14 protein-coding genes are annotated in these 12568 nt (G+C 61.3%); 8 read left to right on the forward strand and 6 right to left on the reverse strand.

Annotation, left to right across the window (positions count from 1 at the left end):
- Nucleotides 1-89 precede the first annotated feature (89 nt).
- Nucleotides 90-1988: a potassium transporter Kup gene (locus IEC33019_RS17755; protein WP_070094217.1), complete on the reverse strand. Its 1899-nt coding sequence runs from the start codon at nucleotides 1986-1988 to the stop codon at nucleotides 90-92.
- A 235-nt stretch (nucleotides 1989-2223) separates the two neighbouring features.
- Here IEC33019_RS17755 and rimO point away from each other — a divergent pair, with 235 nt between their 5' ends.
- The 5 genes from rimO to tsaA all read left to right on the forward strand — a co-directional run bounded on the left by rimO (nucleotide 2224) and on the right by tsaA (nucleotide 6197).
- Complete coding sequence (gene rimO / locus IEC33019_RS17760; protein WP_070094218.1) at nucleotides 2224-3555, forward strand: 30S ribosomal protein S12 methylthiotransferase RimO; 1332 nt, start codon at nucleotides 2224-2226, stop codon at nucleotides 3553-3555.
- Nucleotides 3556-3647: 92 nt separating this feature from the next.
- The gene (locus IEC33019_RS17765) at nucleotides 3648-4106 is read left to right on the forward strand and encodes a GNAT family N-acetyltransferase (RefSeq protein WP_070094222.1); all 459 of its coding nucleotides are present in this window, start codon (nucleotides 3648-3650) and stop codon (nucleotides 4104-4106) included.
- A 124-nt stretch (nucleotides 4107-4230) separates the two neighbouring features.
- A complete protein-coding gene (locus IEC33019_RS17770) occupies nucleotides 4231-4941 on the forward strand; it encodes an rRNA pseudouridine synthase (RefSeq protein WP_070094223.1) in 711 nt (236 codons plus the stop codon).
- A gap of 93 nt (nucleotides 4942-5034) precedes the next feature.
- Nucleotides 5035-5496: a DUF1456 family protein gene (locus tag IEC33019_RS17775; RefSeq protein ID WP_099593816.1), complete on the forward strand. Its 462-nt coding sequence runs from the start codon at nucleotides 5035-5037 to the stop codon at nucleotides 5494-5496.
- 5 nt (nucleotides 5497-5501) lie between these two features.
- Complete coding sequence (tsaA, locus tag IEC33019_RS17780; RefSeq protein WP_070094225.1) at nucleotides 5502-6197, forward strand: tRNA (N6-threonylcarbamoyladenosine(37)-N6)-methyltransferase TrmO; 696 nt, start codon at nucleotides 5502-5504, stop codon at nucleotides 6195-6197.
- A 127-nt stretch (nucleotides 6198-6324) separates the two neighbouring features.
- On the opposite strand, the gene fpr is transcribed toward tsaA, so the two are convergent.
- The gene (fpr, locus tag IEC33019_RS17785; RefSeq protein ID WP_043208743.1) at nucleotides 6325-7104 is read right to left on the reverse strand and encodes a ferredoxin-NADP reductase; all 780 of its coding nucleotides are present in this window, start codon (nucleotides 7102-7104) and stop codon (nucleotides 6325-6327) included.
- Between the two features lie 120 nt (nucleotides 7105-7224).
- Here fpr and finR point away from each other — a divergent pair, with 120 nt between their 5' ends.
- Nucleotides 7225-8151: a LysR family transcriptional regulator FinR gene (gene finR / locus IEC33019_RS17790; protein WP_070094226.1), complete on the forward strand. Its 927-nt coding sequence runs from the start codon at nucleotides 7225-7227 to the stop codon at nucleotides 8149-8151.
- Here finR and IEC33019_RS17795 read toward each other — a convergent pair whose 3' ends face one another.
- From IEC33019_RS17795 to IEC33019_RS17805, 3 genes are all read right to left on the reverse strand, one after another.
- Nucleotides 8152-8514, reverse strand: a complete 363-nt coding sequence (locus IEC33019_RS17795; RefSeq protein ID WP_043208747.1) for a diacylglycerol kinase — start codon at nucleotides 8512-8514, stop codon at nucleotides 8152-8154.
- Nucleotides 8515-8588: 74 nt separating this feature from the next.
- The gene (erdR, locus tag IEC33019_RS17800; RefSeq protein WP_070094227.1) at nucleotides 8589-9239 is read right to left on the reverse strand and encodes a response regulator transcription factor ErdR; all 651 of its coding nucleotides are present in this window, start codon (nucleotides 9237-9239) and stop codon (nucleotides 8589-8591) included.
- 256 nt (nucleotides 9240-9495) lie between these two features.
- Nucleotides 9496-10206: a tRNA-uridine aminocarboxypropyltransferase gene (locus tag IEC33019_RS17805; protein ID WP_070094228.1), complete on the reverse strand. Its 711-nt coding sequence runs from the start codon at nucleotides 10204-10206 to the stop codon at nucleotides 9496-9498.
- Nucleotides 10207-10427: 221 nt separating this feature from the next.
- Between IEC33019_RS17805 and IEC33019_RS17810 the strand changes: the two genes are divergently transcribed.
- Nucleotides 10428-10850, forward strand: coding sequence for a quorum-sensing-regulated virulence factor family protein (locus IEC33019_RS17810; RefSeq protein ID WP_043208752.1), 423 nt, complete (start codon nucleotides 10428-10430; stop codon nucleotides 10848-10850).
- 1 nt (nucleotide 10851) lies between these two features.
- Here IEC33019_RS17810 and IEC33019_RS17815 read toward each other — a convergent pair whose 3' ends face one another.
- On the reverse strand, nucleotides 10852-11058 hold the full coding sequence (locus tag IEC33019_RS17815; RefSeq protein ID WP_070094229.1) for a hypothetical protein: 207 nt from the start codon (nucleotides 11056-11058) through the stop codon (nucleotides 10852-10854).
- A 383-nt stretch (nucleotides 11059-11441) separates the two neighbouring features.
- Between IEC33019_RS17815 and IEC33019_RS17820 the strand changes: the two genes are divergently transcribed.
- Entirely contained in the window at nucleotides 11442-12560 is a 1119-nt protein-coding gene (locus IEC33019_RS17820) for a TIGR00730 family Rossman fold protein (RefSeq protein WP_070094230.1), read from the forward strand.
- The last annotated feature ends 8 nt before the right edge of the window (nucleotides 12561-12568 follow it).

A 12568-nucleotide genomic window follows, 5' to 3' on the forward strand; every position in this document is an offset into this window, starting at 1 on the left:
GGCCTTTACGGCCCTGCATTGCGCGATAGCGCAAGACAGCCCAATCTTGTAGCGGGCTTGCCCCGCGAACAGGGCAGCCCATCGCACGCTCAGATCTCGACCTGTGTTCCCAGTTCGATCACGCGATTGAGCGGCAGGTTGAAGAACCGCAGGTTACCGTTGGCGTTCTTGAGCAGGAATGCGAAGAGGTTGCCCCGCCACCGCGCCATTCCCTCCAACCGCGAGGCGATCACCGTCTCGCGGCTGAGGAAGTAGGTGGTGCGCATCGGACTGAAATCGAGTTCGTCCAGATGGCACAATTTCAGTGCCGCCGGTACGTCCGGTTCATCCATGAAGCCAAAGTGCAGTAGCACGCGGAAGAACCCGTCGCCATAGGCCTCCACTTCGAACCGCTCGTGTTCCGGCACCCGCGGCCGGTCTTCGCTGACCACTGTCAACAGCACCACCTGGCTGTGCAGCACCTGGTTATGCAACATGTTGTGCAACAGCGCATGAGGCACAGCGTCCGCACGCGCAGTGAGGAACACTGCCGTGCCCTCGACCCGATGCGGCGGCTGTACGCGTATGCTGCTGATGAAGACCGGCAGCGGCAGGGCCCCCTCATCGATACGGTCGACCAGAATCTGCTTGCCACGCTTCCAGGTACTCATCAGGACGAACAGCACGATCCCCGCCAACACCGGGAACGCACCGCCCTGCACGATTTTCGGCACGTTGGCGGCGAAGAACAGTCCATCGACCAACAAAAAGCCCAGCAGAATCGGCACCGTCAGCATCGGCGGCCATTTCCACAGCAGCAGCATCACCGCCGATACCAGGATGGTGGTCATCAGCATGGTCCCGGTCACCGCTACGCCATAGGCTGCGGCCAGCGCACCGGACGACTCGAAGCCGATCACCAGTAGCACGACACCGACCATCAGGGTCCAGTTCACCGCACTGATGTAGATCTGCCCCTGCTCGTCGCTGGAGGTGTGCTGGATCTGCATACGCGGGATGTAACCGAGCTGGATGGCCTGGCGAGTCAGGGAAAAGGCACCGGAAATCACCGCCTGGGACGCGATCACCGTGGCCAGGGTGGCCAGCCCCACCAGCGGCAACAGCGCCCAGCTCGGCGCCAGCAGGTAGAAGGGGTTGCGCGCAGCCTCCGGGTTCTGCAGCAGTATCGCGCCCTGTCCGAAATAATTGAGCACCAAGGCCGGCAGCACCAGCGCGAACCAGGCCCGGGCGATCGGTTTGCGGCCGAAGTGCCCCATGTCGGCGTACAGCGCCTCGGCACCGGTCAGCGCCAGCACCACAGCACCGAGGATCGCCACACCTATGCCCGGGTGAACGATGAAGAAGTTCAGCGCCCAGCCCGGGTTGAACGCCTTGAGCACTTCCGGGCTCTGCGCAATGCCGTGCACCCCGAGCGCCCCCAGCACTACGAACCAGGTGACCATGATCGGCCCGAACAGCTTGCCGATCTTCTCGGTGCCATGCTTTTGCACCAGGAACAATGCCACCAGCACCACCAGGGAGACCGGCACCACCCAATGATCGATCCCGTCAAAAGCAAGGCCCATGCCTTCCACCGCCGAGAGCACCGACACTGCCGGGGTGATCATGCTGTCGCCGTAGAACAACGAGGCACCGACCAGGCCGCATCCGACCATCAGCGCCCTGAGCCTCGGATAGCTGGCCGTGGCCCGGCGCGCCAGCGCAGTCAACGCCATGGTGCCGCCTTCGCCCTGGTTGTCGGCCCGCAGGATGAACATCACGTACTTGAACGAGACCACCCACAACAGCGACCACAGGATCAGCGACAGGATACCCAGCACACCATCATGGTTGACCTGTACGCCATACCCGCCGGTGAAGACCTCTTTGAGGGTATACAACGGACTGGTACCGATATCGCCATACACCACCCCAACCGCTGCGACGAGCAGGCCCAGCGAACGTGTCGCCCCCTGCCCGCCTTCGGCGTGACTGCTTGCCTGAACCATCCACCACTCCCGCAGAAGGCCTGTTAGACCCATGTGAATTGCACCCACGCCGAGCCATCCCGGATGCCCCCGCGCAACGGCGCGAAGCATAGCGTAGCGTTCGTCGTATTTCTGCTGGTAAAGCGACCTTGCGCTCGCTAGAATTGCGCACTTTTTGATCAGAGGCGCCAAAAGCGCCCATCAGCATCGCCCCCGTCAACGGCAGGGTGATCTGTCTTCAATACCGAGGTTAGCCATGTCCACCACTCCCGCCACCCCTAAGGTCGGTTTCGTAAGCCTGGGTTGCCCCAAGGCTCTCGTTGACTCCGAGCGCATCCTGACCCAGCTGCGCATGGAGGGCTATGAAGTCGTGCCTACCTATGAGGACGCCGACGTGGTGGTGGTCAACACCTGCGGCTTCATCGACAGCGCCAAGGCCGAGTCCCTGGAAGTGATTGGCGAGGCGATCAAGGAGAACGGCAAGGTCATCGTCACCGGCTGCATGGGTGTCGAGGAAGGCAACATCCGCGACGTGCATCCGAGCGTGCTCTCGGTCAGTGGCCCGCAGCAGTACGAGCAGGTGGTCAACGCCGTGCACGAAGTGGTACCGCCGCGCCAGGACCACAACCCGCTGATTGATCTGGTCCCGCCCCAGGGCGTCAAGCTGACTCCACGTCACTACGCCTACCTGAAGATTTCCGAAGGCTGTAACCACAGCTGCAGCTTCTGCATCATCCCGTCGATGCGCGGCAAGCTGGTCAGCCGCCCGGTCGGCGAGGTGCTGAGTGAGGCTGAGCGCCTGGTCAAGGCCGGCGTCAAGGAGATCCTGGTGATCTCCCAGGACACCAGCGCCTACGGTGTGGACGTCAAGTACAAGACCGATTTCTGGAATGGGCGCCCGGTCAAGACCCGCATGCTCGAGCTGTGCGAGGCCCTGAGCAGCCTCGGCGCCTGGGTGCGGCTGCACTATGTCTACCCATACCCGAACGTCGACGACGTGATCCCACTGATGGCGGCGGGCAAGATCCTGCCGTACCTGGACATCCCCTTCCAGCACGCCAGCCCCAAGGTACTCAAGGCCATGAAGCGTCCGGCCTTCGAGGACCGTACCCTGGCCCGCATCAAGAGCTGGCGCGAGCAGTGCCCCGAGCTGGTGATCCGCTCGACCTTCATCGTCGGCTTCCCCGGCGAGACCGAAGAAGACTTCCAATACCTGCTCGACTGGCTGACCGAGGCCCAGCTCGATCGCGTGGGTTGCTTCCAGTACTCGCCGGTCGAAGGTGCCCCGGCCAACGACCTGGGCCTGGAGGAAGTACCGGACGAGATCAAGCAGCAGCGCTGGGACCGCTTCATGGCGCACCAGCAGGCGATCAGCGCCGCGCGCCTGCAACTGCGCATCGGCAAGGAAATCGACGTGCTGATCGACGAAGTCGAGGAGCAGGGATCGGTGGGCCGCAGCTTCTTCGATGCCCCGGAAATCGATGGCAGCGTGTTCATCGATGGTGACCACGGCTTCAAGCCAGGCGACAAGGTTCGTTGCCGCATCGTCGATGCCGACGAGTACGACATGTGGGCAGAACCGATCTGAGCACCCTCAGCTCAAGCCCCGATCAAGCCCCGCCACTGGCGGGGCTTTTTTTTGCATCTATGTTTTCCTCAAGACCCCGCAGGAGTAACGCGATGCAACCGGCCTTGACGCTTCAAACGCCTCACGTAAGCGATTACCTGGAACTGGTGCGAATCTGGGAGGCCTCGGTGCGTGCCACCCACGACTTCATGCCCGATGCCTATATCGTGCTGCTGCGAGAACATGTGCTGCGCCGCTATCTGGACGCCGTGATGCTGGTCTGCTGCAAGGACAGCGCCAGGCACATCCGTGGCTTTGCCGGCGTCGCCAATGGCCGGGTGGACATGCTCTTCGTCGCTCCCGAATACCGTGGCCAGGGTATCGGCAAACGCCTCCTGCGCTATGCGATTGACGAGCTCAATGCCGAGCGCCTGGATGTCAACGAGCAGAACCCCCAGGCGCTGGGGTTCTACCTGCACGAAGGGTTCGAAATCACTGGGCGTTCGGAAACCGATGGGCTGGGTCAACCCTACCCCTTACTGCACATGAGGCTGATTCGCACAGGCTCTTGAGCTTTATGGGCAGGATGCCGTACGCCGCCCCTGAAATGGCGCAAATGACATAGATTCCCAGCCCCAAGACCGCTCAGACAGGTACAATGGCGGTCTTCCCTGCCTTATTTTGCGAATTGCCTTCATGTCAGAACCCGTGCGCCTGTCCAAACGCCTCACCGAGCAACTCGGTTGCTCCCGCCGCGAGGCCGAACTGTACATCGAGGGCGGCTGGGTCACGGTGGATGGTGTCGTGGTCGAGCAACCTCAATACAAGGTAGGGTCCGAGCAGGTCGCCCTGCTACCGGGCGCACGCGCCGAGCAATTACCACCGGTCACGCTCCTGCTCAACCAAACGGCCGGTCAGGATGCCGAGGCAGGTCGCTGCAGCATGACCATGGCCACCCTCAGCGAAGCCCATCCCCCCTCGGTGCGCCCGCTGCATGGTCACTTCGCCAGGCTGTCCTGTGTCGTGCCTCTGGAACCCGGCGCAAGCGGTTTGCAGCTCTACACCCAGGACTGGCGAGTCACCCGCAAGCTCGAGGCCGATCTGCATCGGATGGAGCAGGAATACATCGTCCAGGTCGAAGGCCAAGCATCGGCAGAGGCCCTGCAGCGCCTGGCTCGCGGCATTACCCGCAGCGGCCAGGAACTGCCCAAGGCCAAGGCCAGCTGGCAGAACGAAAGCCACTTGCGCCTAGCCCTGAAGAACCCGCGGCCCGGACAGATCGCTGCCCTGTGCGCCAGCCTTGGGCTGAAGGTACTGGGCATGCGCCGTATCCGCCTGGGCGGAGTGTCCATGGGCAAGCTGCCCGCCGGGCAATGGCGCTACCTGGCCACCAACGAACGCTTCTAAGATCTGGGCGCAATGTATCCGCACTCGGCCACACTGCCCCCCGCATTATCGCCACGCCGCTGCTGGCGTGGCGCCTGAACAGGATTTTTCACCATGAACCACAACGATGTCCTGCGCAGCCTGCGCTACATGCTCAAGGTCAGCGACGCCCAAATGGCCGAGATCATTGGGCTGACCGGCCTCGAAGTTTCCGCCGAAGCGGTAGCCACCTACTTGAAGAAAGAGGATGAAGCCGACTATGTGCGTTGCCCGGAACGGGTCATGGCGCATTTTCTCGATGGCCTGGTGATTCATCGTCGAGGCCGCGACGACAGCCGCCCAGCGCAACCGATCGAAGTACCCGTGAGCAACAACACCATCCTCAAGAAGCTGCGGGTGGCCTTCGAGCTCAAGGAAGAAGACCTGCATGTGATCCTGAAGTCGGTCAATTTCCCGGTGTCCAAGCCCGAGCTCAGTGCGCTGTTCCGCAAAGTCGGTCATGACAACTACCGACCTTGTGGCGACCAACTGCTGCGCAACTTCCTGAAGGGCCTGACCCTGCGCGTGCGTGGCTAAACACGATGCAACATACGGTTTCGCCGGTCGGTATCGTGCGCTCCTGCTTCAAGGAGAAGTTCGCCATCCCTCGTCAACCGCAGCTGGCACCCGCCGCACGTGGCGTGCTGGAGCTGCTGCCGCCGTTCGACCAGGGTGATGCCGTCGCCGGGCTCGAACAGGTCAGCCATGTCTGGCTGTTGTTCCTGTTCCACCAGGCACTGGAGGACAAGCCCCGCCTGAAGGTGCGCCCACCGCGCCTGGGAGGCAACAAGAGCATCGGCGTGTTCGCCACCCGCGCCACTCACCGCCCCAATGGCATCGGCCAGTCGGTGGTGCGCCTTGAGGGCGTTGAGGCAGGTCGTCTGTTGCTGTCAGGTATCGATCTACTCGACGGGACACCGGTGCTGGACATCAAGCCTTATGTGCCCTACGCCGACAGCATCGGTGATGCGTCCAACCAGATGGCCAGCGATGCCCCTGAACCTATTGCCGTAACCTGGAGCGAGACCGCCCTGCCCCAGGCCCACGCCCATGCCCTGCGCCTGGGGGAGCCCTTGGTCGAACTGATCGAGCAGTGCCTGGCGCAGGACCCACGTCCGGCCTACCAGATACCGCCAGCCGAGCGGGTGTATGGGGTGAGGTTCTGGGATGTCCAGGTGCGCTGGCACTACCCGCAGCCAGACCAGATCCGTGTACTGGAAGTCGTGCCGGACGCTTAGATCTTCAGCTCCTGGCGCTGGTACGAGCCAATGACTGACTTCACCAGTTTCTACAATGTGCAGTGCCGCTTTTCAGGCATAAAAAAACGCAGGCCTTGGCCTGCGTTTTTGCGTTGTGCGGCTCGCCTTACTTCTCGACGAACGCACGCTCGATCAGATAGTCACCCGGCTCACGCATGCGTGGGGAGATCTTCAGACCGAAGCTGTCGAGGACCTCGGCGGTTTCGTCGAGCATGCTCGGGCTACCGCAGATCATGGCGCGGTCGTCCTGCGGGTTGATCGGTGGCAGACCGATGTCGCTAAACAGCTTCCCGCTGCGCATCAGGTCAGTCAGACGGCCCTGGTTCTCGAACGGCTCGCGAGTCACGGTCGGGTAGTAGATCAGCTTGTCGCGCACCGCCTCGCCGAAGAATTCGTTCTGCGGCAGGTGCTCGGTGATGAATTCGCGGTAGGCCACTTCGTTGACGTAGCGCACGCCGTGAACCAGGATCACTTTTTCGAAGCGCTCGTAGGTTTCCGGGTCCTGGATGACGCTCATGAACGGCGCCAGGCCAGTGCCAGTGCTCAACAGGTACAGGTGCTTGCCCGGATTCAGGTCGTCGAGCACCAGAGTACCGGTGGGCTTCTTGCTGATGATGATCTCGTCACCTTCCTTCAGGTGCTGCAACTGAGAGGTCAGCGGGCCATCCGGCACCTTGATGCTGAAGAACTCCAAATGCTCTTCCCAGTTAGGCGAAGCAATGGAATAGGCGCGCATGAGCGGACGGCCGTTGTCCTGTTGCAGCCCGATCATCACGAACTGACCGTTCTCGAAGCGCAGACCCGGATCACGGGTGCACTTGAAGCTGAACAGGGTGTCGTTCCAGTGGTGCACACTGAGGACACGTTCGTGGTTCATGTTGCTCATCGATGGGGCTCCTGAAGAAAGACGCGGCGCGGACCTAGCGCACTATTGCGCGATATTTTAGGGGCAGCGACAATATCTGTTAAATGGATTATCAAGATATGTCTTATCGGTTATATAGATATGCGATTCACGCTTCGTCAACTGCAAGTCTTCGTCGCCGTCGCCCAGCATCAAAGCGTCTCGCGGGCTGCAAGCCTACTGGCTCTGTCGCAGTCGGCCGCCAGCACCTCGATCACTGAACTCGAGCGTCAATCGAGCTGCCAGCTGTTCGACCGCGCGGGCAAACGGCTGAGCCTCAATGCCCTGGGCCATCAATTGCTGCCCCAGGCCGTCGCCCTGCTCGACCAGGCCAAAGAGATCGAGGACCTGCTCAACGGCAAGTCCGGTTTCGGATCGCTCTCGGTGGGTGCCACCCTGACCATCGGCAACTACCTGGCCACCCTACTGATCGGCAGCTTCATGCAGGGTCACCCGGAAAGCCAAGTCAAACTCCATGTGCAGAACACCGTACATATCGTGCAGCAGGTCGCGCACTACGAAATTGACCTGGGTCTAATCGAAGGCGACTGCAACCATCCCGATCTGGAAGTGCAGCCCTGGGTAGAAGATGAACTGGTGGTTTTCTGCGCGCCCCAACACCCCTTGGCCAAGGTCGGCCGGGCAGATGTAGACACACTGTCCCACGAGGCCTGGATTCTTCGCGAGCAAGGCTCAGGCACGCGACTGACATTCGACCAAGCCATGCGTCATCACCGTGCCAACCTGAACATCCGCCTGGAGCTGGAGCACACAGAGGCGATCAAACGCGCCGTGGAATCAGGCCTGGGTATCGGCTGCATCTCGCGCCTGGCCCTGCGCGACGCGTTCCGCCGCGGCAGCCTGGTGGCGGTGGAAACGCCCGAACTGGACCTGTCGCGGCAGTTCTACTTCATATGGCACAAACAGAAGTATCAGACGTCAGCCATGCGCGAATTCCTCGAACTGTGCCGCAACTTCACCGCTGGCGTCAGCCGCAGTGACGAAATCGTCCTGCCGCCGATTGCCTGATCAGAGCAGGATCACGCCCCAGACCAGCGCCACCATGGTCATCGCGACCAGTTGCGCGGCGCTGCCCATGTCCTTGGCGTTCTTGGACAAAGGGTGGCGCTCCAGGGAGATACGGTCGATGGCCGCCTCCACCGCGGAGTTGAGCAACTCGACGATCAGCCCCAGCAGACACACGGCAATGAGGATCGCGCGCTCCACACGGGTCACCGGCAGCCAGAAGGCCAACGGAATCAGCACGACGTTGGCCAACACCAGTTGGCGGAACGCCGCCTCGCCTTTGAAAGCGGTACGCAGGCCGTCCAGCGAGTAGCCGGCGGCATTGAAGATACGTTTCAGGCCGGTCTGGCCCTTGAATGGCGACATAAGCGGTTACTTCACCGATTAAAGGGCCAGAGATTAGTCCAACCCAGGTCAAAAAAGCGTGAATATACGGGAACTTAGTTACCCGAAACCGATTCGAGCTGTTGCAGCAGCAACGCCGCCTGAGTCCGAGTACGGACCCCCAGCTTGCGGAAGATCGCCGTCACGTGGGCCTTGATCGTCGCCTCCGAAACGCTCAGTTCATAGGCGATCTGCTTGTTCAGCAACCCCTCGCAGACCATGGTCAGCACCCTGAACTGCTGCGGTGTCAGGCTGGCCAGGCCTTCGCTCGCGGCCTTGGCCTCGGCCGATACATCGACCTTCTCGAACGCCTGTGGCGGCCACCATACATCCCCATCGAGTACCTTCTGCACCGCATCCTGGATGACATCCAGATTGCTCGATTTGGGTATGAACCCACTGGCGCCGAACTCTCGGGACTTGACCACCACGGCCGCCTCTTCCTGGGCCGAGACCATCACCACCGGAATCTGCGGGTACTGCCCACGCAGCAGGACCAAGCCTGAGAAACCATAGGCACCGGGCATGTTCAGGTCCAGCAGGACCAGGTCCCAGTCGGCCTTCTCGGACAGGCGGGTTTCCAGTTCGGCGATGCTCGCCACCTCGACCAGACGCACGTCCGGCCCCAGGCCGAGGGTAACGGCCTGGCGCAGCGCGCTACGAAACAGAGGGTGGTCGTCGGCAATCAGGATTTCGTATGTGGCCATCGATCTAAGGATCCTGTTCTGTGCCAGGCGCTAGGGGGTGGAGGAACGCCTGGCAGGCAACTCAAGGCGCAAACGGCAAGGCCGCCGGCCGCAATGGCACGGCGAAGTCCGGGATAACAGCATCTTCGTCGTGCCCGAATCGGCGCCAAGAATGCCGAGCACGGTCCGGGTGGTCAAGCCAATTGCCCGGTCGTCCCCGCCTCCCTGGCTGCCAGCCTGATCATTATGAACCAATCCGCTGCGCCTGCCCCTTGGACTATAGGAAGGTATGCAAGCGCCGATGTGCGTCGTCTTCCAGATCCAGCGGCAAGTGCCGCTTGGCACTCAAGTAATGCAGGCTGAACACATCCAGGTAGGCATCCAACGCTTCGCTGGCACGTTGATCACCGGCCAGGTCCAGACACATGGCCGCAACCTCCGCGGTGCAGAAATGATCGTCACGCTTGGAACGACGCAGTTTATAGCGCGACATCTGCTCAGCCTGCAGGCTCAGGACCGGGAAACGATCCAGGTAAGGGCTCTTGCGGAACATTTTGCGTGCTTCGGTCCAGGTGGCGTCGAGCAGGATGAACAGCGGACGCTTGCCGGACTCGCGCACCACTTCGCTGACGACGCGCTCTGGCGCCACGAACTCGCCGGGGAAGACGATGTAGGGCTGCCATTGTGGGTCGTCGAGCAATGCGAGCAGGCGCGGGTCGACGTCGGTGCGAAGCCAGCCAAAAGCTGAAGTGTCCTCGACCACATCAGCGATCAGCCAGCCGGTATTGGTCGGTTTGAGTGGCTCGGTGTCATGCATCACCAGGCACACACCGGCATCGGCGGTGACCTTGGGCTTCAAGGCACACAGGCAGTGACTGGCGATCACGCGGCATTGCGGGCAACGCACCGCGCGCGAGCCACGGGCGATGAAAGGTTTGTTGCTGCGGGCCAGGCGTTCGGTGCGCAGGCGTGCTACGGCGTGGCTCATGGCTGCACACCTCGCAGGAGGAAGGAAACAGGCACTGTTGCGACTCGGCGGGAAAAAACCGCCAGTCTACCAGAGGCTTCGTCATTTGCCGTGCAGCTGGGCGGACGGGTCCTTTATAATCGCGCTTTTGGCGACCTGGGATATCCCACAGGCGGGTGGTTTCATGGAACGCCACTCGCTGGCGCAGGTCAAAGTGCCAGTCATCGAACCAGGAGAGATTCATGCTGCGTCTTACCATCCCGACCTTGAGCCTGTTGCTCGCCCTGCCACTGGCGGCCCAGGCGGCCTCCAAGCAGGAATACGAGCTGAACCAGATGCTGCAGAAGGTCGCCAAGGAAAGCAGCGTCGGCACCCCACGTGCCATCAACGAAGATATCCTCGACCAAGGCTACACCGTCGAGAAAGGCCGGGCATTGGTCAACCACCTGAGTGTGCGCGAAAGCCATGCCGAGCGGATGCGCGCCAACCCGGAACAGGTTCGTAGCCAGCTGGGCGACAGCGTCTGCCGCAACAACGGCTACCGTCAGTTGATGTCCAAGGGCGCGGTCTTGGTCTATCGCTTCTCGGTCTACAAGACCAACCAGCCGATCATGGACCAAGCCTTCGACGCCTCCAGCTGCGTGGCAGGCAACAAGAAGAAGTAACTCAGGCAACCCTGTCGTTGTCGCTGGCGCGCCGCTGTTCTTCATCGGCGCGCAACTCCGCCAGCAGGGCCTGGAGATAGCGCGAATGCCGCTCTCCGACCTCCAGCCTGCGCAGGCATTCGGCTTCAAGGCTCACGTGATGGGCCTGGGCCGCCCGCTCCAGCAGCACATAAAGCTGCCTGTCCACTTCGATGATTAACCGATGCATACCGCAACCTCCTGCATCGAGACGTTGCGTTTCCAGTTAACCAGAGCTGCGTTACAGCTGGTCCCCGCCCGACGAGTGGAAAAAAACTGCTCTATTGCCTGCCATTGCACTGACTTCAACCGGCGCGATCTAACGCTTGGGTCTAGATTGATAGCAAACACCCCACGTGTTCCCAGCAACCCAAGGAGAGTGCCCAGGCGTGGCGTTCCTGATCCGTGACAACAACAGCGTGATGGACATTTGCCACTGCATCATGGCCTTGAAGGCCCACTGCAATGCTCGGGAGACATACTCGAGCAACAGCAGCCAGCGACACACGCAGTGTCGCGGCCGGGATACCCCATCGACCCGGTCAGAGGTTTTGCTGCAGAAGGAGACGTTGAATGCCTTACCAACCGAACGAACTCTTGTTCAATCATTTCAGAGACAACGGCATCGACCTGAGCAAGATTGACCAACAGCTGCAACTGGTTGCGCCCAACAGCCCCAACCTGCCGCTCTATCGCGACATGATGCTGACCATCCTGCGCATGGCGCACGACGATTCCAACCGCTGGAACGCCAAGATCACCCTGCAGGCCCTGCGCGAACTCGATCACTCCTTCCGCACCCTGGAACGCTACAAGGGGCGGCGCAAGGTCACCGTATTCGGCTCGGCGCGTACGCCGCTGGAGCACCCGATGTATGCGCTCGCCCGGGAACTGGGGGCTACCCTGGCACGCTCCGACCTGATGGTCATCACAGGAGCCGGCGGTGGCATCATGGCCGCAGCCCATGAAGGCGCCGGCACCGGACACAGCCTGGGATTCAACATCACCCTGCCTTTCGAGCAACATGCCAACGCCACAGTGGACGGCACCGACCAATTGCTGCCCTTCCACTTCTTCTTCATTCGCAAGCTGTTCTTCGTCAAGGAAGCCGACGCCCTGGTGCTCTGCCCAGGCGGATTCGGTACTCTCGACGAAGCCCTCGAAGTGCTCACCTTGATCCAGACAGGTAAAAGCCCGCTGGTGCCCGTGGTACTGCTGGACTCGCCAGGCGGGAGCTTCTGGCGCGACGCGCTGGCGTTCATCAGTAAGCAGTTGGAGGAAAACCGATACATTCTGCCCAGCGACATGAAGCTGCTGCGCCTGGTCCACAGTGCCGACGAAGCCGTGGAGGAGATCAATCAGTTCTACAGCAACTACCACTCCAGCCGCTGGTTAAAGAACCAGTTCGTGATCCGCATGCATCACCCCTTGAGTGATGCAGCGCTCTATGACATCCAGGAAGGGTTCGCCGATCTGCGCCTGAGTGGTAAATACCATCAACAGCCAGACAGCGGCCTTGAGCATGAGATCGGCAACTTCAACCACCTGACCCGGTTGACCTTTGCTTTCAATGGCCGTGATCAGGGCCGCCTGCGTGAGCTGGTGGACTTCATCAATCTGCCGGAAAACTGGGCCAAGCCCCAGCCTATGCACACGACACAACGAGCAAGGGAAGCCTTGAAAGTCGATTGAAAACAGGT

It is taken from the genome of Pseudomonas putida (assembly GCF_002741075.1).
Taxonomy (GTDB): domain Bacteria; phylum Pseudomonadota; class Gammaproteobacteria; order Pseudomonadales; family Pseudomonadaceae; genus Aquipseudomonas; species Aquipseudomonas putida_T.